This is a genomic window from Microbulbifer hydrolyticus (assembly GCF_009931115.1).
Taxonomy (GTDB): domain Bacteria; phylum Pseudomonadota; class Gammaproteobacteria; order Pseudomonadales; family Cellvibrionaceae; genus Microbulbifer; species Microbulbifer hydrolyticus.
The window spans coordinates 3,908,008-3,930,762 of sequence record NZ_CP047491.1; the positions used below are offsets into that span (position 1 = coordinate 3,908,008).

The following is a 22,755-nucleotide window of genomic DNA, read 5'->3' on the forward strand; positions in this document are numbered from 1 at the left end:
CAACAACGTAAATATCTCAAATGCGAAGGCAAAGTGCCGGGCGACAGTTTTCAACCAGAAAACGCTTGCGGCACGTTCAAAAACTTACACCCCGTAACAGCAGTATTTGGTCTCATAAAATTCTGCCATTCCCTCGACACCGCCCTCGCGACCGATGCCGGATTCCTTGCATCCACCAAATGGTGCCACTGTGGTAGAGAAAACGCCGGCATTGCAAGCCACCATCCCATATTCCAGCGCCTCAACCACACGGTTCGCCCGGTGAATGTTTTCACTCATCACATACGCCGCCAACCCGAACGGCGTATTATTGGCGCGCTGAATCACGTCATCTTCATCGCGGAACGTTTGTACCACTGCGAGCGGCCCAAAAATTTCCTCCCGCGCAATGCGCATCCCGTCGTGCACCTGCGTCAACAGCGTCGGCGCATAGAAGTTCTCCCCGTTCGGCAGAAAATCGCCGCCCAGTTCCAGGCGCGCACCATTGGCCACCGCCTCTTCCACCAGGCCATGCACGCGGTCCACCGCGCGCCGGAAAATCATCGGCCCGAGGGTCGTGCCCTGCTCAAGCCCGTGCCCCGGCTCCAGAGACTCCAGCTGCGTACGCAACTTCGTCACAAACGCATCGTGCACCGACTCGTGCACATAAATCCGGTTGGTCGAAACACAAGTCTGGCCCGCATTGCGCATTTTGGTGGCAACACAGGCAGTTACTGCCACATCGATATCCGCATCATCAAACACGATGAAGGGGGCATTGCCACCTAGCTCCATCGACATCTTTTTCACGGTGCTCGCACACTGTGCCATCAGCAACTTGCCCACGGGCGTCGACCCGGTGAAGGTGAACTTCGCCACCCGCGGGTCCCGGGTCAGCACCTCACCTAGTGCCGGCGAGTCGCTGCCCACCACCACATTCAGGGTCCCGGCCGGCAGCCCGGCCTGTTCCGCCAGCGCGCACAGTGCGAGCGCCGACAGTGGCGTCTCCGCCGCCGGCTTGATCACCACCGTACAGCCGGCAGCCAGCGCCGGTGCGGCCTTGCGGGTGATCATGGCATTGGGGAAATTCCACGGCGTAATGCACGTGACCACCCCCACCGGCTGACGAATGGTGTGCAGGCGCATGGCCGGATTATGGGTGGGGATGGTCTGTCCATAGGCGCGCCGGCACTCCTCGGCAAACCATTCGATGTAGGAAGCGCCGTAGTCGATCTCCCCCAGCGCCTCCGCCAGCGGCTTGCCCTGCTCCAGGGTCAGCAGGCGGGCCAGATCTTCACGGTTATCCACAATCAACTGGTACCAGCGCTTCAGTACCGCGGCGCGTTCACCCGCCGTCTTGCGGCTCCACGCCGGGAACGCTGCATGGGCCGCGGCCACTGCCTGCTCGGCATCCGCCGCGCTGCCATCGGCAATTTCTGCCAGCGTGACGCCACTGGCCGGGTCAGTAACCGCCAACTTACCGGCACCATCCCGCCACTCACCGGCGATAAAGTTCTGGGTCTTCAATAAGTTGGTGTTTTGCACACAAGTGTTCAGTTCCATCGAATATCCCTACAGATCAAGCAAAATCGGTCGATAGTTGGATTCTGGACCGGTAGTCTGCTGCCGAATAGTAGATTTTCTGAAACTAAAATTTACGTTTTCCAAACTTTAAATTAGGCTGGTGCCAGACCTCCAAACCCGGTGACTGATCGTGGCCCCTACAAAACAACCCGGCCCCAGGCAGGCCTCCAAACAGAGCTTCTCTGGCCGGCTCAGCGATATGGACCTGCGGCTACTGCGAGTCTTCCGCGAAGTGGTGCAGGCGGGCGGACTGGCCGCGGCGGAAGTGGCGCTGAATATCAGCCGTTCCACGATCAGTGTGCACCTGTCTGACCTGGAAACCCGCCTCGGTATGCGCCTGTGCATTCGCTCCCGTGGCCGCGCGGACTTCAAGCTTACTCCCGAGGGCGAGGCGCTCTACCAGGCCATTGAAGAGCTCGACGGCCATCTGGCCAGCTTCAGAAGCCAGGTCAACGCCATTCAGTCACAGCTCACGGGAAAGCTGCGCATCGTTTTGCCGGACGACATGCTCGCGATGCCACAGCTGGACATGCCCACAACCATTGCGCAATTGCGCGACCGTGCACCAAAACTACAGCTGGATATCAAACTCGCGGCGCCCCATGAACTGGAACTGGAAATCCTTGGCGGCCGCGCCGATGTGGGCATCAATCCCCTGCATTCCCGCCGCCCCGGACTGAGCTACCATCCGCTGTTCAGTCACCAGTCGCTGCTCTACGCCTCAGCCAACCACCTATGTGGCGGTCAGGCTGATGCCGACGAAGAGTTGATCACACAGCAGGAGCTCGCCGCCCCCGATCACGCGGTACTCTCCGGCGCTGCCCACCTGTACCGGCTGTTCCCACACAAGAGTATCGCCAACCATATGGCCGCACGGCTGGCGATGATCCTGTCGGGGAGGTTCATCGGCTTCCTGCCGGCATACCTGGCGGAGGCGTATGTTGAGCGAGGGCAGCTGGTGGCACTCCACCCAGAACGTTTCCGCTATCAGATCCAGAACGCACTGACCTTCAGGAGCAGCGCCGCCGAACAGCCGGCGGTCCGGCTGTTTCTGGAGGTATTGGCGGTGAGTGGTTAGAGTGGCGAAATGACAACCTTCAGGTACAACGTATTCGGACGAGAGATCCTGGTCGAAAAAAGCAGCCGGGGCTGGTCCACATTTCAGCAAGGTGCAGAAGGCAAGCGCAGAAGTGCAGGCTTACACATTCCGGATAACATCACTGAAACAGAGCTCACCCAATATCTGGATGACCTGTGCCACGAGTGGGCTTCGGAAAAATACCCGAGCGTATTTCTTGTTCGTAAAAATTAACTCGCGCCAGCGGTAACTTATGCAAGATATCGAGCTATCAAGAGATCAAATAGAGCGTACCGTCGAGAAAATAAAGTCGTACTTCGAGGAAGAACTACAGCAGGACATCGGCGGCTTTGAGGCAGAATTTTTACTCGATTTCTTTGCCCGGGAGATCGGCCCCACCTTCTACAACCGTGGCCTGCTCGATGCACAGCAGGTTTTTACCCAAAAAGCGGAAGAACTGAGTTACACCATCCAGGAACTGGAACAACCAGAGCTCTGAGGCCCGCGCGGGCAATCAGACAAAGCCAACATTTATGAATACAGGCCGAGCACACCGACCTGTGAGCGACGAGCCTGAGCCTATCAGGCCCGTCAAATTAACAGGAGCAGTGATACGCTCCTGAGTGCGAATAACACCTGCGCCAGCCTATTCCGCTCCCGGATGCGCGGCCGAAGCCGAGCTGCGCGGCAAAATAAATATACCGTCCCAGTATTGCCTCCAGTCCGTCGGGCCAATGCCATTGGCATATTGATGACCGTAAAATCTCGCGTTTTTATCCGCATCCTGCACCGCGCTATGTAACGCCGGGCCATCGAGAAATATAGCCTCGCTGCCGTTTGCGCTCCTGTTATGCAGTATCTGCTGCTCTATCACGGCGCTCTGGCCCGCGGAGATATCCTTCACCTGCATATCGACAAAGTCGCGGTATTGCCCTTCACTGGCAGCAATATGGGCCAGGTACATGTCTTCCCCGTATTCACGTTGTAGCAGCGTACCGAGGTTGTCATAGCGTCGTGGCACCGTACCGCCGTAGTTGAGGTGGATAAAGTGACCCCAAACGATAATTTTTTTGCCGCTGAGCCGGGTATCCATCAGCCACCGCAGGTTATCGGCCATCGCGATATCATGCTCGTCGTGGCGACGCGTGCCCCACAGGTTCTGGGCAACGATCACCAGTCCGTGCAGCAGCCGCGCCACATAATCCGGGCGATCGTACCCGGAAGCCTCACTGTGCAGCCGACGCAACCCGCTGATCAGCCGGTAACTGGCCTCAATATATCGAGCCTGCTGCTCGCCCGTAAAGTCACCGAGCGCTCGCTCAAGCGCCGCCTGTGTGATCGCCAGATATTCCACCCAGTTGACCGTCGCGCTTTCCGCAGGAAGATACCGCGCACTCTGTTTTTTTATAAACGCAGCTACCTCGGCAAGGGAATACTCCCCGCTCAATCGTCCGTCAAAGCCGGCAAGCTCCAGCGGTCGCGCCCCGTTCCGCTGCGCGTCGATATAGTCAAACAGGGACATTACCGACGTGCTATGGGCATACATGTAGAACACATTGCCCGGCGCCTGCTCCCTGATCGGCCGGTCCGGCTGCTGCCAGATACGCGCCATGTCAAACAGCCCGCTCTCGATCACCAGCGCATCGAAGCCTTTTTCCTGGTGCAGGTACTGCACCAGCCGTGCCTTCAGCGCAAAGTTTTCACGCTCGCCGTGGGTCAACTCATCCAGCAATACGATGCGGCGGTCACCCACGGCCTCCCCAAATGCCTGTAAATCGGAAAAATCTTGGGACGCCGTATTCCGATCCTGAGCGATTGCTGTAGCAGTAAACATCAGCAGCATACCGAGTACTGCCAGTAAATCTTTCACGACTGTCATCACTTACCCCCTCGCTGAAAGCATGTGCAACAGCGTGTTATCACGATCGATAAAGTGATGCTTGAGCGCTGCAACAATATGCAAACTGACCAGCGCCATCAGCGCGTAGCCCGCGTTAACGTGCACCTGCTGCCCTAGCGCTGACAATGGGGCCGAGTATGCGATGTACTGCTGTTGTGCATCCGTGTTGGCAGGCACCAGCTCGAGACCAAAGAAGGCGATGCCATAACCGCCGAAACCACTGTAGGCGACGCCGGAGACCAACATCGCCAGCAACACCGCCAGCAGCAACCAGTGGTAGGCAGACACCCAGCGCGGCGTGTTCGCCACGGCTGACCGCCACGGGATCCGTATTCGCAAAAGGACGCGGACCATCAGCAGTGGCACCACCAGCACCGCCAGTGATTTGTGGATGTGGTACAACGGGAACTGCTGGTAAGTCGTCATGTAGTAGCCCAGTGATACGAGGGTGATCACCAGGACCGCCATGACCCAGTGCAGCAGGCGATGTGTGTTTTGCAGGTTTCTATCCATTTATGCCTCTACCATTCGCTTGGAATTTGGGCTCAGGATATTCACCAAGTGATTGATTTTAAGGGAATTGTGACGAATCGACTGAATCAGGGATGAATCGACCGGGCGGATAGCCGCGCTTTGACGGCGCCTTTGTAACCCTTGCTCACGGTCACTTTTTCCTGCCCCACAAGCAGCAGGTAGGCGGCGCCGTTTTCCGCATTACACAAATGCTCTACCCGATCGAGGTTTACGATAAAGCTGCGGTGCACACGCATAAACCGAGTGTCCGGGAGCGACTCGGCAAGCTGTTTGATGGTGCTGCGCTTCATGTAGTATTTGCCGTCGGCGTGAATCTCCACATAGTTGCCGGCCGCTCTCACATAATGGATATGCGCCAATGGCAAGGGCCTTGTCAGACCCCGATGCTCCACCTCGAGCACATCACTTGCGGCATCACTGGCGGCATCACCGGCGGGAGATACAGGGCGGGTTTCCCGCACGGGCCGCATAGAGATCCACAGGCCCACACAGACCAGCGCCGCGGCGAGCAAATATTTGGGGGCCATGCCGACAAGGGAGGCCCCCCAGTTGTGGCCAAAGAAATCGTAATCGATCAGAACCCGGGTCACGCTGCTGAACAAGTACACCACGACAAACGCCACAACAGCCTGCGCAGCGGAGATTGATCGCTGACATTGAACCTTCATCGCCATCCCTACCGCACTGAGCGACAGCAAGACACCCCACTCCTTTACCCAGAAGATCTGTGAATCGATAAAGTCATAGCGCGCGCCGCCGATGTAGTGGCGCCAGAAATAACAGTAGAGGTTGTACAAAAGGAAGAAGGCAACCCAGATAACGCCCATCCGTGTGTACGGGGAGAGCCAGCCTTTCCAGATTTGGGATAACGCAGTCATGATCAAATAGGTAGGTCCTTTACTTGGCACGTACGTTAACAAAGGCAACGGACTTTTCAAATCACCGGTAGTGGCAGCGCTTTCCAATCGGCCCGACGCGCCTACCCACAAGCGCCACTATTCATACGCTAAGCTTTCCGAATCCTCCTGCCTCCCAGGGCAAACTTATGATCAAAGACGCACAAGGCAACGCCCTTACCGGCGCCACAGCCACTGCTGCCGACCTGTATGGCAAGAGTCTGCGGGCTTTCAACCTGTACTGCGCACTGCCTCGACGAACCCCACTGGAGAATTGAGCAGGTACTGCCATGCTGAAATCCATTCATCACGCCGCCATAATCTGTTCCGACTACGGTCAGTCAAAGCGCTTCTATACCGCAATACTCGGCCTCAAGATCGTTGCAGAAAATTATCGCGAGAAACGGGACTCGTGGAAGCTCGATCTGGCTTTACCCGATGGCAGCCAGATAGAGCTCTTTTCCTTCCCCGATGCGCCCGCACGCCCCAGTTACCCGGAAGCACAGGGCTTGCGGCACCTCGCATTTGCGGTGGAATCGGTGCTGACCTGCAAGAATTTTCTGGAAGCACAGGGTGTGAAAGTTGAACCAGTGCGAGTGGACGAATACACCGGCAGACGTTTTACCTTTTTCAGCGACCCGGACGGATTGCCGCTGGAACTCTACGAACTTTAATTTGCCGCAGACTTTTCGGAATTGATAAAAAAAGGGGAGCCAGGCTCCCCTCAAATACTCCACCCACGGGGCAGATTAAACCGTCTCCTATTAAGGAGTCGCCTTGGCGGCAGTCCCGGAAGACGACCGCTTATTGTCTTTCACCATCGCGTTGCCCTGGATTTTCGCCTTGTCGCCTGTAGAGGGCTTCAGCTCAGCCAGCATGTTTTTCATCTGGTTGTACTCGGCCTCGTTGGTCAGCTCCAGCATCAGCGGCTGCGCCACCTCGGCAAAGTACTCCGCATCCTTCTGGTTATACAGTTCCTGGGCCATCCACTGGGCAATGTGCAGTTCGCGCGGCGCACGCAGGTAAGCCTGCTCCAGCATTTCCACGTACTGCTTTTTCGGGTAACCCAGCATCTCCATGGTGATGGCAAGGCCGTACCAGTTCATCGCCTCCTCGGAATGGTTGTTAACCAGCTGTACAAATTTATCGCGGGCCTTTTTCAGCATTTTCTTGCTGCGGTCACCACCGAAAGAACTGATCTCGCGGTTGAGCCACAACCAGGCCTGGGCCTTCTGGTACCAGAAGTTGTTGCGGTCCGACGGAGCGACGCGTGCCAACAAATGGACAGCGCTGTCAAAATCGCCCGCACGAGTAGCCGCATCCGCACGTACCGCAGTCAGTTCCGGGGTATACACATTGTTGCTCTCGGCGTATTTCACCAATGCCTTCAGTCCGTCGATGTTATAGCCAGACTTCACCATGAAGCGTGCCAGCTCAACAACAGTCTGCTGCCCGCTCATTACCTTTACCTTCGGACGAACCGATTTGAAATTGGCAGGAACCTCACCGCGGGCCATTGCAAAGCTACCGCTCTGGAACTGTTCGTTGTAGACCTTCTCGATTTCACCGATCGACATGCCAAGGTTTTTACTCAGCGCCTCTACCGGGTCAGCGCCGTTGTTGTAATCCTTGACGAACTGCTTGAATTCTTCGGTCTTGCCGCTCTTCATCACAATCCAGTGCGCGAGCATCCAGCCACTGGCATACACCCGGCCTTTCTCTTCATCCGGCGTGTTGTGCACGGTGGCGCGCAGCAGTTCCTGCAGGGGCACCGGCGCGGTGTACAGCAGGGTCATGGCGCGTTCACCGGGGATCGCACCGATCCGGTACTCACGGCCCGGGCCAAAGCTCATGGTGGACATGAATTCAGCGAAACCCTCACTGTACCAGTACGGGTAATGCGTGGTGGTGCCGTTATAGCTCAGGAAGTGGGTGTACTCGTGAAACAGGAATTCCCGCGCTTCCAGCTGACGCTCGCCGGTGCGGCCATCCAGATTCACCAGGGCATAGCTGCCCTCGGAAGTAGTATCGAACAGACCATTGGTCAGCTCGGACAGGTCCTCGCCCACCAGCCCGGCGTAACTCTCACGGTCGGCCGCAGCATAGATGGTCAGCTTGGCACCGTCATCATTCGCACCCAGCAGGTTCAGCGCCACTGCGCGATAACGCTCCAGGTCTTCCGCGAGCGAGCGCACCGCATTGGGGTCACCGTTGGTGACGATGCGAAAGTTGGCGCTGTCAATCTGGTGCCAGGTATCAGCCGCCAGGTTATCTGCCAGGGTTTTACCGGCAAACAACAGCGCACTGGAAAATACGACTAAGGACGCTATGAATCGTGAAAACATATTCTGGTCACCCGTTCTTTCGCTGGAATTACAACTGACTGTTTTTTAAGCAGTGTTGCGCGAGAAGCCACAATACCTGTTTTCACTGGTTAAAAAAAGAACAATCTGAAAGCAGAACCTGATATTCACAGAAAGTCTAAAGACCCGACAGTCATATGTAGTCAGAAAGTGACCGTTGAGTTTCACGTAAATCAACACGCCAATGACTGATAAATCCTTCACAGTCACTGAAAATCGCGGCGAAATCCCCGAATTTTCTCTCCCCACGCCCTCTAGACTGCACGGGTTCGGCCAGCCAAAGCAGCGGGTCGACGCGATGACGCCATTAATAAAGACAATAAATGCTGAGAGAAAACATGAAGACAATCGCCCTGCCGGCGCTGCTCGCCGGTGCCCTGATGGCCGGTTTTACCGCCACCTCCGAGGCCGCCCCTACCTTCATTGCCGATCTGGATATCGTGAGCTTTGACGGCACCGAAATAGACGCAAACCTGTTTGTGCCCGAGACCCCACCCCCGGCCGACGGCTACCCCACCATACTGTTTACCAACAGCTGGGCACTCGACAAACATCAGTATCTGCTTCAGGCCAGGGAGCTGGCGGAGAACGGCTACCTGGTAATGAGTTACTCCACCCGCGGCTTCGGTGTCTCCGGTGGGACCGTGGACGTCACCGGCCCCGCTACCATTGCCGACGGTAAAGCCCTGATCGACTGGCTGGAGTCCCACTACCCCGTCGGCAACCTCGGCGCTGCCGGCATCTCTTACGGCGCCGGCACCTCACTGGTACTCGCCGCCCAGGATCCGCGAATCGACGCGGTCGCCGCGCTCTCGGGATGGTCCGACATCGTCGAAGGCCTCTACCCCAATGAAACCGTCAACCTGGTGTGGGGCAGCCTGCTTACCCTTACCGCGTTCAACCTGGACCCCGCCGTTGATGTGATCTGGAGCAACCTGCGCAATAGCACAAATATCGACAACATTTATGACTTCTCCGCACCGCGCTCTGCACTGAGCTATGTCGACGAGCTTAACGCCAATGGCACCGCGGTGCTGATGTCCAACAACTTTGCCGACTACCTGTTCAAACCCAACAGCATGACCCAGCTCTACTCCCTGCTGGACGTTCCCAAAAAGCTCATGCTCAACCCCGGCACCCATGCCATCGGCGAAACCCTGGGCGGAAACCAGGGACACATCTGGGCCACCAGCTTCCGCTGGTTCGATCACTTTGTAAAAGGCGATGCCAACGGCATCGACCGCGAACCCAAAGTCGACATGACGGTTCGCATCAGTAACAAGCTCGAACAGTTCGACGACTTTCCGGTTACCGAAAAAGCCACCAACTACTACCTGCACCCACGGCTCAGCTACTTCAACAATGCCCGCATGAAAACCGGAGCGTATAACGGCTGGGGCTGGAACAACGACTTCCATGGCGGCGCCGACACCAAGGCCGGCACCGGCATTCCATTGATCTCCGATGCACTCGAAGGTTTTGGTATCCCGGTGTTTACCAACATGACCGGTATCAACGGCTATTACGCAATCGAATACAACTCTCCGGTCCACTGGAGCACGTTCAAAATTCGTGGCACGCCAACTCTCGACATGTGGATAAAACCCAGCAAGCCGGAAGTGCAACTGCACGTACACCTCTACGACACCGACCCGCTGGGCTGGGGCCGCCTCATCACCCACGCGCCCATCACCTTGCGCAACGCACAGGTGGGCAAGGCCCAGAAAATCTCCCTTGAACTCTTCACCACCTCCTACGACGTACCACCGGGGCACGTGGTGACACTCGCCATCGATACCGAGGGTGCGATTTACCAGAAGCTGGAAGATAGAAACTATGAAATTGAAGTGCCTTATCGGCGCGATCGGCAGTCGGTGCTGACGATTCCGCATTTGTAATCGCTACTAAGTCCAGCACCTGAAGCGAAGGGAAAGGACTGGAGGCGAGTCTTCAGGGTTCTGAAATTCGATGAGAAGGCTGAGTGCCGGGGATCCGTTTTCAAAAGCGTCGGCGACAGGGACGTCGCCGCCGCAGCGCCCATGGATGGGTCTACAGCGGTTTTGAAAACGGATACCCGGTGCACAGACGCCACGCAACCCCAGACCGTGCTCCACTGAACTGGCGCAGGGCTCAACCGAACCCACTACCTCTGCAAACCCGCTCCCCCGACCCGCTACAATAGGAAAGACCAGCGAACCAACCATTCCAAAGCAAAGATTTACCATGCGCATTCTTACCCTTCCGGCCCTGTTTGCCGGACTGATACTCCTCACCGCCTGTGGGGCTGAAAATAAAAACGCTGTGGATAAACCCACATCGGAAACTTCCAACACAAGCCAACAAGCGACCACCGCTGAAACAGAATCCAGGCCCGGCGTCGCAGAGCAACCACCTGCCGGCAAGCTCCCCGACGGCGTACGCCCCACCGCCTACCGCCTCGACCTCACCCTCGACCCCCGTGAAGATACCTTCCACGGCCAGGTCGAAATCGACATCGAAGTGGACAACGCTACCGACCATATCTGGATGCACGGCAACAACATCGACGTCGCCGAAATCAAGGGCATCGTACCCTCAGAAGGTAACAAAGAAGTCCCCGCCCACTACCGCCAGATGCTAGACAGCGGCGTGGTGCGCGTCGACTTCGCCGGCGGCATCCCCGCAGGGAAAATCACCCTGCGCATCCAGTACAGCGCCCCGTTCGACAAAAACCTCGCCGGCCTGTTCAAGGTCGAAGAGAAAGGCGACGCCTACGCCCTGGCAAAATCCGAATCCATCCAGGCCCGCCGCTTCCTGCCCGGCTTCGACGAGCCCGGCCTCAAGGCCACCTACGACATCAGTCTCACCATCCCCAAAGGCTACAAAGCCATCAGCAACGGCCCGGAAAGTGAGCGCGTGGATGCGGGCAACGGTATGGAAAAGGTCACCTTTTCCCAGACCCGCCCCATGCCCACCTACCTGCTATCCCTCGCCGTAGGTCCGTTTGATATGGTCGAGCGACCGGCCATTCCCGCGAACAAATACCGCAAGGAACCACTGCCGCTGCGCGGATTCGCACGCAAGGGGCGCGGTAAGGACATGGCGTATGTACTGGATAAGACCCCGGAAATGTTGCGTATTTTTGAGGAGCAACTGCAACGCCCCTACCCCTTTCGCAAACTCGATATCATCGCCGCCCCCCAGTGGCCCAGCGGTGCTACCGAACTCTCCGCCGCCATCACCTACCGCGAACAGCGCATCCTGGTAGAAGGCGACGAGCCTGCACCCGGCCTGCGCCTGGCCCTGCTCGGCGTGCATGCCCATGAGATCGCGCATATGTGGTTCGGCAACCTTGTCACCCCACCCTGGTGGGACGATCTGTGGCTGAAGGAAGGCTTCTCCACCTGGGGCACCCCGCTGGCACTGACCATCATGGAGCCGGACGGCGGCCACGATCTGAACGCCGCGGTGCGCGCGATAAGCGCGATGCAACTGGATTCCCTCGCCAGTACCCGCGCCATTCGCGAGCCGATTACCGACAACAACAATATCCGCAACGCCTACGATGCCATCACCTATTCAAAAAGCCTTGGCGTCATCCACATGGTGGACGAGTACTTCGGCGCGGATACTTTCCGCCCGGCACTTGGCCGCTATATCGAAACGTTTGCCGACGGCGTGGCCGATTCACCGGACTTCTACAAAGTGATCGGTGACGAGACCAACAGCCCCCAGCTTACCGAGGCCTTTCGCACCTTTGTCGAACAGAAAGGCGTTCCTCTTCTCACCGTAACGCTCGATTGCAACAGTGAAGGCGCGGCAAAGGTGCGGGTAAAGCAGGAACGCTACAAACCATTGGGTTCACCCATCGCCGATACGAATCAACAGTGGAGTATTCCATTCTGTATGCGCGGCAATGATGGCCTGCAGCAATGTGAATTCCTCACCGACAGCCAGCAGGCAATCGATATCTCCGACGGAACCTGCCCCACCTGGGTAATGCCCAATGCCAACGGCAGTGGCTACTACCGCTTCGCGATGGATGAGAAAAACTGGCAGGCCCTGCTGGCGCAGTTCGAGGGACTGACGCCCACCGAGCGCCTGGCCATGATTGACAGCGCCTTCGCAGCCTTCGAGACCGGCGCGCTCAAACCGGAAATCTTGCTGGAGGTTGTGCGCCTGTCCGCCACGTCGGACAAACGCCAGGTGGTGGAAGCACCACTGGGCTACCTGGCAAAGTATTCCGACCACTATCTGGACGACGGCACTGCCGGCAACTGGCGCGCGTTCCTGAAAAAACTCTACGCAAAAAAGGCGCAGACTCTGGCCGATGCCAGTGACTCGGAAAGTAAACTGCTGCGCAGCCGCTTGCTCGGCTTCCTCGCGCTGGAGGCGCAGGATCAGGACATCCGCAAGCAATTGCAGCAACAGGCGGAGCAATTTACCGGTTTTGGCGATGAACGGAACCCCAAGGCCCTGGACTCCGACCTGTATGAAAGTGCCCTTACCGTCGCCATTCAGGACTCTGGCAAGGACTTTCTCGATCACCTGATCAAGATGCGCGGTGAGCTGGACGATCCACTGTTCGAAAATGCCAGTGCAAACGCCATCGGCCGTGTGACCGATCCCTCGCAACTGGATACCATCCACAGCCTGGCCCTGGGCGACAGCATGGGCGCGCGGGAAGCCTTCGGCCTGATCCAGAACGCCCTTGCAGAACCTGCACTACAGGCACGCAACTGGCAGTGGCTGACGGATAATTTTGCCGCTGTGGTCAACAAAATACCCGAGCAGTGGCGGCGCAACACTCCGCGCTTCGCCGCCAACTTCTGCGACCAGCAGTCCCTGAAACAGGTACAGATGCTGTTCACCCAGCAGCAGAAGCTGGTGCCCGGATACGAGCGCGCACTGGACCAGACCGAGGAAGGAATTAATCTGTGTATGGCGCTAAAGGACAGGGGGCAGGAGTTGATTGGGAGTTTGAAATAGATCCCGGACTCATCGAAATGGCGGCCCAGGCTGCCATTTCACATTCACCAGACCTCACTCATAGACAATCCCGGCCTGTGTAAGAATTTCCTGCATCGGGGCTAATTGTTCGTGCAGATGATGCCACTTATTCACCGATGAGCGATAAACCGGTTGCCGCACCTGGGCCGCACTGGCCGTCGCCGTGCCTTTGCCCTGCGTGTAATAGGCATCCATGACACTGTCGTGCCACGCGAGCCCGCACGCTTCGTATAGTTTTTTTCCCTCAGCCGATAAATCGGTCACCAGGTCTTCGTAGTGCACTTCAATGATTCGATCGTTGAACACGCTTTTCCAGTGACGCATCAGGGTACGATAGGCTGCGTAATATCCGGCCAGCTCGACCTGATCATAAGAGAACGGATAGGCGCTCTTAAACAGCGTTTTGTATATTGCGTAGCAGGTATCCATCGGGTTGCGACGCAGATGGATAATTTTCGCTCCAGGCAATGCACGGGCAATCCAGCCAAGGTAGAGAAAGTTCATCGGGTTCTTGTCGATGATTCTGCTGGCACCCGCCAACTGTGCGCGTGCGGCCAGCTGTCTAACATACGCAGCACCCACCTCACCGATGTTCAGGTCTTCTCCCGCATCGAGGATCACATTGCTGCCACCATTCCGCTCACCGGTGGTATTGGCCTGCCGCAATAACATGCGGGCAAAGGTGTCGGGCTCACCAGCAGAATCCACTTCTCCCGATGCACACAGCAGGCGATCGAGAAGCGTGGAACCGGTGCGGGGCATTCCGAGTATAAAAATCACCTCCTGCCCCTGGGATTCGGCTACATCACCACCCGCCAGAAACCCAGGGCCAAATCTATCGGCAATACCGGACATGACCGACTGATCCCGGCCCAGTTGATAGTCGATGGTTTTACGGCGCGTTTGACACCCCCGCTGCAGGCAGTCAAAGCTCGCAGGATAATCCCCGAGGTCCTCATATTCCTTCGCCAGGGAAAAGTGCAATTGCACGCTTGCCACCGCGGGCAGGTCTTTTCGCTGCAGTTGCTGGCGAAGCTCGGACACATGATTGCTGTCGGCGGTTTGCTTGCGCAGATCGGAGCGGTTTTTGTAAGCCTCCCAATCCTCCGGATTCAGTGCGAGAGCGCGATCGTACAGTGCTTCGGCGCGCTCAAGGTTGCCCATTGCGCGATTGGCCGCGGCGCAGTTGAACAGAAACAGGGGGTCATCGGGCCGTTTGCTCAGCGCAGCCTCAAATATCTGCAGCGCCTTCTGATGGGATTCACACAGCGTCAGCAGATACCCCAGCTGGGTAAGCACCCCAGCCTCAAGATCCCCTTCTGGCGCCAGATCCGGAGACTGAAGCACCCCCAGGGCACCGGCCATGTCGCCCTCACGAATGAACGTGGTCGCCATATGCAGATGTATCGGCCGACGTCCAACAGTGTCGTGAGGAAACAGCGCAAGCGCCTTTTCCAGCTGGGCTCTGGCCGCTGGAAATTGACCGAGGCCAACCAGGATATCGGCATACAGACGCCGACCACTGGCAAACTGTGGGGTGGCCTGCAGTAACGCTTCTGCAGCCTGCTGTGCAGCGCGCAGGTTCCCCGCCTGGAAATATTTCCGGGCGATAGTGTATGCACGCTTTACTTCACTGCTCGGGTCGGCTTTCAGCTGCATGGTATCCAACTTGATCGATTATTGGTTTTTAGAAAGGAGTGTACCCGTTTCCGACCCATAAAAAAGCCGGCCCAGAGGGCCGGCCAAATGCCACATGATGATGAAGCAACAATGAACCGTTAGAAGTGATAGCGACCGGACATACCGAGGGTGCGCGGTAAACTGATATAGTCCTTGGATGAGTTGCCGTAGAAATTCTCTGCGGGGTCGGTACCCATATGCGCTTCAGTCAGGGCACCGGTGACACCGTCTTCATTGAAGAGGTTCTTCGCATACAGGGTAATATCCCAATCCTCGGCCACCAGCGTGCTGCTCAGGTTCCACAGCTGGAACGCATCGAACTCTGCGGCAGTTACACCCCCACCAATAGAGTTTGAGGTTTCTGATTGATAGTAGCCATTCAAGCGGCTGATCAGGGTATATGAACCGACCGTAGCAGTGTGGTCCATAGATACCGAAAGCGTATGCTCGGCTGTCCCGGGCAATTCCGCGCCGGACTCGGCGACAATGTACTCACCGGTGATGCCATCACCTTGCCAGTTGCCATACGGTTTGTAGAAGTCAGCCGTGAGCTCCGCATCGACAAACGCGTAACCGAGGTTATAGCCGATACTCTCGGTCAGGTCGCCCTGCAGCTCAACCTCAAGCCCCTGGGTTCTGGCTTCATCGCCATTGACCGCTGCGAAGAAGCCCCAGTTTGCGGTTGAGGTATTGAGCTGGGGATCGGTCCAGTCCATCCGGAACACCGACACCGTGTAGCGCAGCGCATCGGTGGTTCCCTTCACACCCAGCTCGTAATTCATCACCTGATCCGAGCCGTATTGCAGGTAATCCGGGCTCTCCGCAAAGCCGCCAATCAAGGGCACCGCATTGGCACCGCCGCGGCGATAGCCCTCCGAAACCGTTGCGTACAACATGGTGTCCGCGCTCATATCCCAGGAGACATTGGCCTTCAGCAGGGTGTCATTTTCCTCGGTAGTAAAGCTCGCGCGGGTGTCCTCCTCGGGCTCCGGCCAGATCGGCAACTGCAGCACGCTGTCGTTGGTCAGCTCGTTGTCAAAGTGACGCAGGCCGAGGGTCATACGGAAGGTGTCGGAAAAATTGAATGTGGTTTCACCGAAGATGGCCGCGTCGGTAAAACTCTGGTTGCGGCGAAAATAGAAGTCCTGGTCCTGAACATTGGCGCCGTAGAATGCGAAATCTTCGGCGACGCTATCGCCAACGCCCCAAGCTGACGGGGCTTCGGCGGCCCAGGCAGCCCACCCCGGCATATAACTGTTCTGGCCGGCGTTGCTCTCCTGATCCATGTAGAAGAAGCCCGCCACCCAGTCTATAAACTGGTCACCGTTGGAGACTAGGCGGATTTCCTGCACCAGCGCACTGTCATCGTAGAAGCGCTCGGCTTTCGCCAGCGGCCGCGGCGAGCCACCGTAATAGGCACCGAACCAGTCGTTCTGGGCGTAGAATCCGGAGTTGTCGCTGATCGCGATGCCATCGTGGGAATAGCTTGAGGTGCTGGAAGTGAAGGTGGCGAAACCCATATCCAGAGAGATTTCCAGTGCGGTAAGGGAGACATCCCGCTCGGACGGCTCAAGCGTTACCGCGCCATTCTCGTAGTCATCGTAGAACGCTTCTTCCCCACTCACCCAGTTTGAGCCGCGGGTGACCTGGCGGCGCCCGCCGATCTCGTCGCTCTGCATCTGGTGGGAAAGCTGCACACTCAACTGATCGTTGGGCTCGATCAGCAAGGAAGCGCGGGCATAAGTAATGTCCACGGTATCGGCATCTTCGACACTGCGAAATACCGGTGCGCCATTGGCAATGTCGCCACCGGCCGCCACGGGCGCGCCTTGCGAATCTAGTGCATACACATTGGTATAATCGACGATACCGTCGTTATCGATCATGCCCGCAGAAGCGCGCAGCGCGGCCTTGTCGCCAAGAGGAATGTTGACCACGGTATCCGCACTGAAATTTAAGCCGCCGGACCCTTCTGTCTGGCTGACACTGCTACCTACCCGCGCCTCAAACTCTTCGGTCGACGGCTTCTTCATGATGTAACGGACAGTACCGGCCAGCGAGCCGGAGCCATAGAGTGTGCCCTGCGGTCCGCGCAGTACCTCGACGCGCTCAATGTCCTTGAGGATAAAATTGCCGTACAGAGGGGTGTCATCAACGTAGGTCGCTACCGTCGGCACGGCGGAAAGAGGGACATCGCCGTTTGCGCCACTGTCGACGTTCATACCGCGAATGATCACTCCGTTGACGGTTCCCGAGTTCCGGTAGCCGCGATCCACCACCGTCAAACCGGGAATGCTGCGCATCATCTCAGCCGCGTCGGTGATCTGCCCGGCCTCGAGTTCGTCGCCGTTTACCGCAGAAATATTGTAGGGAATATCCTGCACACTTTGCGCGCGGCGCGTGGCGGTCACTATCACTTCTTCGATCACCGACTCCTGTGCGAGCGTAATCTGCGGAATGGCGAACAGTGAACCGGCGGATACTGCTGCGACGGCACTAGCCAGTGTAGTTTTGCTAAACCCCTGCTTGATCGGTTGTTTCATGATGCCCTCTGCTAGGTCTGGTTCCGTTTTTTAAAAGATATCTGCAGGCCAAACTGCGCCGGCTTTCTGCTTACTACAATTTTTATACGTGGATCCTGGCTTGAACCTAGTACCAGTTAGTCTATTACGACTGATCCAGTTTTGGGTTCCCAATTACTCATCCTGTGAAAATGAATTCTTTTTAGTACGGGCCTATTAGTGCGGGCCTAATCCGGCACTTTGAGCTCGCCGAGCCCCTCCAGCGCGGGAGAGACGGCGCCCGGCTCGTATTGCGGATAGCGCACCTTGCCGTCGCGGAAACTTTTCAATGCTTGCCCCAGCCCCTTCATACCGCGCTCACGCACTCTGGTAACTTTTTCCACATCTATGGAGAATGCGATAACTTCCTCCTCCACAGAGGCCTCGTGAATAGTCTCTCCCTCGGGACCGACGATAATCGAGCGGCCGACGCCCTGGGCTCCGGCGGAATTCACATCGACGATGTAGCACTGGTTGGTGGACGCGCTGGCGCGCACGATGGAAAGTTCATCCAGGCGATCGATGGTATCGGTCTTGGTGGGGTGAATAATCACTTCGGCACCCAGCCAGGCCAGGGCGCGTGTGGTTTCCGGGAACCACATGTCGTAGCAGATGGAGACACCAAACTGGCCCACCTCCGGGACATTGAACACCACAAACTGGTCCCCTGCGGTAACGCCCTTTTCGTAGGGCAGGAACGGATAAATCTTGCGGTAGCGAGCAATCACTTCGCCTGCGGGATTGATTACCGGGGTGGTATTGAAGACCGCACTGCCACACTTTTCGTACATGGAACCCGGGATCAACCAGATGCCCAGTTCGCGCGCGCTCCGACAGAAAGCCTCTTCCTCCGCGGAGGGCAGCTCGCGGGCGTGTTGTGCGCCCACGCCGCGCAGGGCCAGCTCGCTCAGCACGATCATCTTGACCCACGGGTAGCGCAGCTTGGTGCGCTGGATCTTCTGCAGCAGCAGTTCGAGGTTGTCCGCCTCGTCGAGCTTCAATTGCAATGCTGCGATTCCGAATGACTTGCGGTTGCTACTCATCACACCGGTTCCTGATTCTGGATTATTGGCTTTGATGTTCTGGGGCTATCCAGACTGTTTGTCGTGGGCTGGATCAATACTGGCCCAGAGCAGCGCGCGGCTATAGGGCCAGATTGACAAGAGGCATGAGTCCAACTGGCGCTCAGTGGCCGAATGCTGGCAATTGGACCCACCGATGACAGCCATCTGGCACTATCCCGTGGGCTGTAATAAGTTAGCGTTGGTCCGGTAAAGGAATCGATCGCGCCCAACTCACTACCGGGCGCCGGCTCCACAAGAATCACAAGAACAAAACCGATAACCGTTCGCCGGAGTAACCATGCAAAACCCTGCCCGATCCGCAGCAACAGAAGCCCCCGACTCAGGCTATTCCGGCGGTGATTCCCTGAAACCCGCCGCCCCCGTGGGACTGCTGGTCAGCAATGGCTGGCTCGCAAGTATTTTTCTCGCCTTCCTGTCTTCCGCCGGCCTCTACTATGTGAATATTTTCCCGGTAATTGTGGATGCGCTGATGGCAGGGGCGGGTCTGAGCGCGGAGCAGGCGGGGCAGATTACCTTTTCCAATACCATGGGCGCGGTGATCGGGGCGTTTACCGTTTCCTGGCTGATCCGGCATATTCCGCGCTGGAAGCGCGCGGCGGCTATTCTGCTTTGCTGTTCGATCGGTATGGATGTGCTGACCATTCAGCTCGCCAACCTGGATCTGCTGATCCCACTGCGGCTGGTACATGGAATGCTGGGGGGCGCGCTGGTAGGGCTGGGATTTGCGGTAATTGCCCGCAGCGGTATCGCGGGGCGCAGTTACAGTATGGTGTTGCTGGTGCAGTACATCGGTGGTTTTTTCGGGGTACGATTTTTGCCTGCACTGGTGGCCGAGCACGGCACCTATGTGCCGTTTTACGCACTGATCACCTTCAGCACTCTCACCCTGCTGATGCTGCCATTGATCGCCAACTATCCCCTGCCCACCGCAGAGGAAAGCCGCGTTCAGGCGGAGAACCGGGTTCCGCTACCCATGCTGCCCTTCGCCGTCACCCTGCTGGCCCTGTTCTGTTTCCAGTTCGCCAACATGGCCCTGTTCGCGTTTATTTTCGATCTTGGGAGATCTTTCGATTTGCCACAGAGCTTTATCAGCCTGACAGTGTCTTGGGCCAGCCTGATCGCCATTGGCGGTGCGGCGCTGGCGGCGTTCACCGGGCAAAAACTTCCACTGGCCAAGCCGCTGGCGATCGCCCTGGTGATCACCCTTGTGGGGTTAATGCTGTTTGTATTCAGCAATATTCGCCCGGTATTCATTCTTGCGAATGTGGTGACAGGAATGACCTGGGCTTTCTGCGTACCCTACTTCCTGACCATGGCATCGCGTTTCGACAGCGCGGGGCAAATGGGGGCCTTTGGCGGGTTTGCATCGAAACTCGGGCTCGCGTGCGGCCCGTTGGTGGCGGGGTATTTCATTACCGGTGGCGGCAGCTACACACAGCTGATCATTGTCGCCACCGCGGTGCTGGCGGTATGCCTGGCGGCCGTTCCCGCGGCCGCCAGGCTCGACCGCTGAGCATCAGCTCATGCGGAAGAAGTGCGCCCGGTAGTGCTTGAGCTCGTTGATGGAGTCGTGAATATCGTCCAGCGCGAGATGCGAGGAGGTTTTCTTGACCCCATCCAGCACATCCGGGCGCCAGCGCCGCGCCAGTTCTTTCACCGAGCTGACATCCAGATTCCGGTAATGGAAATAACGCTCCAGTAACGGCATATACTTCACCAGGAAGCGACGATCCTGGCCAATGGAGTTGCCACACATGGGCGAGGCACCTTCGGGCACCCACTGTTGCAGGAATTCGATCGTGTCCCGCTCCGCCTGATGCTCACTGATCGGCGACTCCTTCACCCGCGCCACCAGCCCGGAGCCACCATGCTGCTCCGTGTTCCAGTCGTCCATGGCGGCCAGTAGCGCATCGCTCTGGTGGATCGCCATTACCGGCCCTTCCGCCAGTACGTTCAGGCGCGAATCCGTCACCACTGTGGCAATCTCGATGATGCGTTCCTTCTCGGGATCGAGGCCTGTCATTTCCAGATCGATCCAGATCAGATTATTCTGATCCACAATAGTCTCCTTAACAGCCGCTGACGGCGGTGAAAGCCAGTTTACAGTTCATTAAAAGTGAGGATAGCGGGGAAGTTACCGCAACCACCCATTGATGCAAGTTATAATCCGGCGCTTTCCGCAAACCGAGCGCCCATGAGCAAACGAAAACTCAACCGCCGCCAGCAATGGCGCATTGCCAAGATCCAGCAGGAGCGGGAGGCCCGCGCACGCAAGCGGGACGAGAGTTTCGAGCACGCAGAAGACGAGGGCGACCTGGGCCAGGAGCAGACCGGACTTGTCATCGCCAACTATGGCAGCCAGGTCCTTGTGGAAGGCAATACCGACGACGACCTTCGACAACGCTGCCATATACGCGCCAATATCGACACCCTGGTTACCGGCGACAAGGTTGCATGGCGGCCTGCCACCGGCGAATCCACGGGCGGGCTTGGCGTAGTTGGTGCACGCCTGCCGCGTCATTCGGAACTGCAGCGCCCGGACCGCTATGGCGACATGAAAACGGTTGCCGCCAATATTGACCGCATTCTTATCGTCATTGCGCCCTACCCCGAGCCCTTCGCCAACGCCATCGACCGCTACCTGGTGGCGGCAGAGGCCACTGGAATCCAGCCACTGTTGTTGCTGAACAAGATTGACCTGATCGACGACAGTAACCGGGAACACCTCGAAGACCTGCTGCGCCCATACCCCGACCTCGGCTACCGCGTGTTGCAGTTATCCACAAAAACCGGTGAAGGCCTCGACGACCTCCTGAAGACGCTTGCCGAGGGCACCAGCGTGTTCGTCGGTCAGTCCGGCGTCGGCAAGTCCTCCCTGATCAACGGCCTGCTGCCCAGTGCCGACGCCCGCACGGGCGCACTTTCCGCCGCTACAGGCAAAGGCACCCACACCACCACCGCTGCGGAACTGTTTCACCTGCCCAGCGGCGGTGATCTGATAGACTCCCCCGGAATCCGCGAGTTCGGGATCTGGCACATGAGCGAGCAGGAGCTTCTGGAAGGTTACGTGGAGTTCCGGCCGTTTATCGGCTATTGCCGCTTCCGCGACTGCCACCACCAGAACGAACCCGGTTGTGCAATCCAGGAAGCGCTTGAACGTGGCGACATCAGCCAGCGACGGATGGACAGCTTCCTGCACCTGCGCAACAGCCTGGAAACTGAATAGGCCATACAGACAAGGAACCCTACGTGAGTGATGTATCCCTGATCCTGGAACCGGAACAACTGGCCCCGCTCCTGGAGCGCGAGGAAATCCGGGTAATCGATCTAAGCAGCCAGCAGAATTACCTCGCCGGCCACATCCCCGGCGCTCTCGGTCTACCCTTCCAGGCGCTCATGGCCGGCACCCCGCCCGCCGCGGGCAAACTGCCCCCAGTCGAGCGTCTCACTCAGGTCTTCCGTGCCATCGGCCTCACGCCCGACACCCATATTGTCGCCTGCGATGACGAAGGCGGTGGCTGGGCCGGGCGCCTGCTATGGACTCTGGAAGTCATCGGGCACAAAAAATACAGTTACCTCAACGGCGGTATGATCGCGTGGAAGGGTGCCGGGCTACCGCTTTCCACGGAAGACGTTTCCGTCACGCCCAGTGACATCGATATCGGCATCGCCGAGGACGCGCCGATAATCGACGCCGAAAAGATTCAGCAACGACTGGCACTCAACGACCTGCAAATCTGGGACGCCCGCTCCCCCGCAGAACATTCCGGTGAACGGGTACTCGCCATGAAAGGCGGCCACATCCCCGGCGCGATCAACTGCGAGTGGACGCAACTGATGGATCCGCAGCGCGACCTGCGTATTCGAACCGACGCCAGAGAATTCCTCGCCGCGCTCGGTATTGATGGAGAGAAAGAAATCGCCACCCACTGCCAGAGCCACCATCGCTCGGCGTTTACCTGGCTGGTGGGGAAATCGCTGGGATTGCCGATTGTGGCTTATCCGGGCTCGTGGAGTGAGTGGGGCAACCTGCCAGATACACCTGTAGAAAATTGATCCAGCGCATTCGTTGCCACTGACGAAGCACCTTTATCAGACTTGAAGGT

The 22,755-nt window shown here is 57.7% G+C and carries 19 protein-coding genes; 10 read left to right on the forward strand and 9 right to left on the reverse strand.

The window, feature by feature from the left end:
• Positions 1-84: 84 nt before the first annotated feature.
• Positions 85-1,542, reverse strand: a complete 1,458-nt coding sequence (locus tag GTQ55_RS16450; protein WP_161859705.1) for an NAD-dependent succinate-semialdehyde dehydrogenase — start codon at positions 1,540-1,542, stop codon at positions 85-87.
• A gap of 151 nt (positions 1,543-1,693) precedes the next feature.
• Between GTQ55_RS16450 and GTQ55_RS16455 the strand changes: the two genes are divergently transcribed.
• From GTQ55_RS16455 to GTQ55_RS16465, 3 genes are read left to right on the forward strand one after another with little or no spacing between them, the layout of a single operon-like run.
• The gene (locus tag GTQ55_RS16455; RefSeq protein ID WP_237567734.1) at positions 1,694-2,641 is read left to right on the forward strand and encodes a LysR family transcriptional regulator; all 948 of its coding nucleotides are present in this window, start codon (positions 1,694-1,696) and stop codon (positions 2,639-2,641) included.
• Between the two features lie 9 nt (positions 2,642-2,650).
• Positions 2,651-2,875 carry a DUF7661 family protein gene (locus GTQ55_RS16460; protein ID WP_161859706.1) on the forward strand — a complete coding sequence of 75 codons (225 nt, stop codon included), beginning with the start codon at positions 2,651-2,653 and terminating at the stop codon, positions 2,873-2,875.
• A gap of 19 nt (positions 2,876-2,894) precedes the next feature.
• The gene (locus tag GTQ55_RS16465; protein ID WP_161859707.1) at positions 2,895-3,140 is read left to right on the forward strand and encodes a DUF2164 domain-containing protein; all 246 of its coding nucleotides are present in this window, start codon (positions 2,895-2,897) and stop codon (positions 3,138-3,140) included.
• Between the two features lie 147 nt (positions 3,141-3,287).
• Here the strand turns inward: GTQ55_RS16465 and GTQ55_RS16470 are convergent, their stop codons facing one another.
• The 3 genes from GTQ55_RS16470 to GTQ55_RS16480 all read right to left on the reverse strand — a co-directional run bounded on the left by GTQ55_RS16470 (position 3,288) and on the right by GTQ55_RS16480 (position 5,953).
• Entirely contained in the window at positions 3,288-4,520 is a 1,233-nt protein-coding gene (locus GTQ55_RS16470; RefSeq protein ID WP_161859708.1) for an erythromycin esterase family protein, read from the reverse strand.
• 3 nt (positions 4,521-4,523) lie between these two features.
• Positions 4,524-5,054, reverse strand: coding sequence for a cytochrome b (locus tag GTQ55_RS16475; protein WP_161859709.1), 531 nt, complete (start codon positions 5,052-5,054; stop codon positions 4,524-4,526).
• Between the two features lie 86 nt (positions 5,055-5,140).
• The gene (locus tag GTQ55_RS16480; RefSeq protein WP_161859710.1) at positions 5,141-5,953 is read right to left on the reverse strand and encodes a LytTR family DNA-binding domain-containing protein; all 813 of its coding nucleotides are present in this window, start codon (positions 5,951-5,953) and stop codon (positions 5,141-5,143) included.
• 167 nt (positions 5,954-6,120) lie between these two features.
• Between GTQ55_RS16480 and GTQ55_RS18065 the strand changes: the two genes are divergently transcribed.
• On the forward strand, positions 6,121-6,249 hold the full coding sequence (locus GTQ55_RS18065) for a hypothetical protein (RefSeq protein WP_260182303.1): 129 nt from the start codon (positions 6,121-6,123) through the stop codon (positions 6,247-6,249).
• A gap of 12 nt (positions 6,250-6,261) precedes the next feature.
• Positions 6,262-6,645 carry an SMU1112c/YaeR family gloxylase I-like metalloprotein gene (gene gloA2 / locus GTQ55_RS16485; RefSeq protein ID WP_161859711.1) on the forward strand — a complete coding sequence of 128 codons (384 nt, stop codon included), beginning with the start codon at positions 6,262-6,264 and terminating at the stop codon, positions 6,643-6,645.
• A 90-nt stretch (positions 6,646-6,735) separates the two neighbouring features.
• On the opposite strand, the gene GTQ55_RS16490 is transcribed toward gloA2, so the two are convergent.
• Positions 6,736-8,316 carry a hypothetical protein gene (locus GTQ55_RS16490; RefSeq protein WP_183946708.1) on the reverse strand — a complete coding sequence of 527 codons (1,581 nt, stop codon included), beginning with the start codon at positions 8,314-8,316 and terminating at the stop codon, positions 6,736-6,738.
• Between the two features lie 356 nt (positions 8,317-8,672).
• Here GTQ55_RS16490 and GTQ55_RS16495 point away from each other — a divergent pair, with 356 nt between their 5' ends.
• Together GTQ55_RS16495 and GTQ55_RS16500 are read left to right on the forward strand one after the other, a co-directional pair.
• Complete coding sequence (locus GTQ55_RS16495) at positions 8,673-10,232, forward strand: alpha/beta fold hydrolase (protein ID WP_161859712.1); 1,560 nt, start codon at positions 8,673-8,675, stop codon at positions 10,230-10,232.
• 325 nt (positions 10,233-10,557) lie between these two features.
• Positions 10,558-13,302 carry a M1 family metallopeptidase gene (locus GTQ55_RS16500; RefSeq protein ID WP_161859713.1) on the forward strand — a complete coding sequence of 915 codons (2,745 nt, stop codon included), beginning with the start codon at positions 10,558-10,560 and terminating at the stop codon, positions 13,300-13,302.
• Positions 13,303-13,356: 54 nt separating this feature from the next.
• On the opposite strand, the gene GTQ55_RS16505 is transcribed toward GTQ55_RS16500, so the two are convergent.
• From GTQ55_RS16505 to GTQ55_RS16515, 3 genes are all read right to left on the reverse strand, one after another.
• Complete coding sequence (locus tag GTQ55_RS16505) at positions 13,357-14,982, reverse strand: tetratricopeptide repeat-containing sulfotransferase family protein (RefSeq protein WP_161859714.1); 1,626 nt, start codon at positions 14,980-14,982, stop codon at positions 13,357-13,359.
• Between the two features lie 119 nt (positions 14,983-15,101).
• Positions 15,102-17,546, reverse strand: a complete 2,445-nt coding sequence (locus GTQ55_RS16510) for a TonB-dependent receptor (protein WP_161859715.1) — start codon at positions 17,544-17,546, stop codon at positions 15,102-15,104.
• 206 nt (positions 17,547-17,752) lie between these two features.
• A complete protein-coding gene (locus tag GTQ55_RS16515; RefSeq protein WP_161859716.1) occupies positions 17,753-18,607 on the reverse strand; it encodes a carbon-nitrogen hydrolase family protein in 855 nt (284 codons plus the stop codon).
• 319 nt (positions 18,608-18,926) lie between these two features.
• On the opposite strand from GTQ55_RS16515, the gene GTQ55_RS16520 reads away from it, so the two are divergent.
• Positions 18,927-20,162, forward strand: a complete 1,236-nt coding sequence (locus tag GTQ55_RS16520) for an MFS transporter (protein ID WP_161859717.1) — start codon at positions 18,927-18,929, stop codon at positions 20,160-20,162.
• 3 nt (positions 20,163-20,165) lie between these two features.
• Here GTQ55_RS16520 and orn read toward each other — a convergent pair whose 3' ends face one another.
• A complete protein-coding gene (gene orn, locus GTQ55_RS16525) occupies positions 20,166-20,708 on the reverse strand; it encodes an oligoribonuclease (RefSeq protein WP_202620639.1) in 543 nt (180 codons plus the stop codon).
• Positions 20,709-20,843: 135 nt separating this feature from the next.
• On the opposite strand from orn, the gene rsgA reads away from it, so the two are divergent.
• On the forward strand, positions 20,844-21,875 hold the full coding sequence (gene rsgA / locus GTQ55_RS16530) for a small ribosomal subunit biogenesis GTPase RsgA (RefSeq protein ID WP_161859718.1): 1,032 nt from the start codon (positions 20,844-20,846) through the stop codon (positions 21,873-21,875).
• 23 nt (positions 21,876-21,898) lie between these two features.
• Positions 21,899-22,705, forward strand: coding sequence for a sulfurtransferase (locus GTQ55_RS16535; RefSeq protein WP_161859719.1), 807 nt, complete (start codon positions 21,899-21,901; stop codon positions 22,703-22,705).
• Positions 22,706-22,755: the final 50 nt, after the last annotated feature.

Excerpts from the sequence above, each read along its gene's own strand:
- GTQ55_RS16460 (WP_161859706.1), top strand. The coding sequence starts at position 2,651 with ATGACAACCTTCAGGTACAACGTATTCGGACGAGAGATCCTGGTCGAA.
- GTQ55_RS16500 (WP_161859713.1), top strand. The coding sequence starts at position 10,558 with ATGCGCATTCTTACCCTTCCGGCCCTGTTTGCCGGACTGATACTCCTC.
- GTQ55_RS16520 (WP_161859717.1), top strand. The coding sequence starts at position 18,927 with ATGCAAAACCCTGCCCGATCCGCAGCAACAGAAGCCCCCGACTCAGGC.
- GTQ55_RS16480 (WP_161859710.1), bottom strand. The coding sequence starts at position 5,953 with ATGACTGCGTTATCCCAAATCTGGAAAGGCTGGCTCTCCCCGTACACA.
- gloA2 (WP_161859711.1), top strand. The coding sequence starts at position 6,262 with ATGCTGAAATCCATTCATCACGCCGCCATAATCTGTTCCGACTACGGT.
- rsgA (WP_161859718.1), top strand. The coding sequence starts at position 20,844 with ATGAGCAAACGAAAACTCAACCGCCGCCAGCAATGGCGCATTGCCAAG.
- GTQ55_RS16515 (WP_161859716.1), bottom strand. The coding sequence starts at position 18,607 with ATGAGTAGCAACCGCAAGTCATTCGGAATCGCAGCATTGCAATTGAAG.
- GTQ55_RS16450 (WP_161859705.1), bottom strand. The coding sequence starts at position 1,542 with ATGGAACTGAACACTTGTGTGCAAAACACCAACTTATTGAAGACCCAG.
- GTQ55_RS16505 (WP_161859714.1), bottom strand. The coding sequence starts at position 14,982 with ATGCAGCTGAAAGCCGACCCGAGCAGTGAAGTAAAGCGTGCATACACT.
- GTQ55_RS18065 (WP_260182303.1), top strand. The coding sequence starts at position 6,121 with ATGATCAAAGACGCACAAGGCAACGCCCTTACCGGCGCCACAGCCACT.
- GTQ55_RS16475 (WP_161859709.1), bottom strand. The coding sequence starts at position 5,054 with ATGGATAGAAACCTGCAAAACACACATCGCCTGCTGCACTGGGTCATG.
- GTQ55_RS16490 (WP_183946708.1), bottom strand. The coding sequence starts at position 8,316 with ATGTTTTCACGATTCATAGCGTCCTTAGTCGTATTTTCCAGTGCGCTG.
- GTQ55_RS16470 (WP_161859708.1), bottom strand. The coding sequence starts at position 4,520 with ATGACAGTCGTGAAAGATTTACTGGCAGTACTCGGTATGCTGCTGATG.
- GTQ55_RS16495 (WP_161859712.1), top strand. The coding sequence starts at position 8,673 with ATGAAGACAATCGCCCTGCCGGCGCTGCTCGCCGGTGCCCTGATGGCC.
- GTQ55_RS16510 (WP_161859715.1), bottom strand. The coding sequence starts at position 17,546 with ATGAAACAACCGATCAAGCAGGGGTTTAGCAAAACTACACTGGCTAGT.
- GTQ55_RS16465 (WP_161859707.1), top strand. The coding sequence starts at position 2,895 with ATGCAAGATATCGAGCTATCAAGAGATCAAATAGAGCGTACCGTCGAG.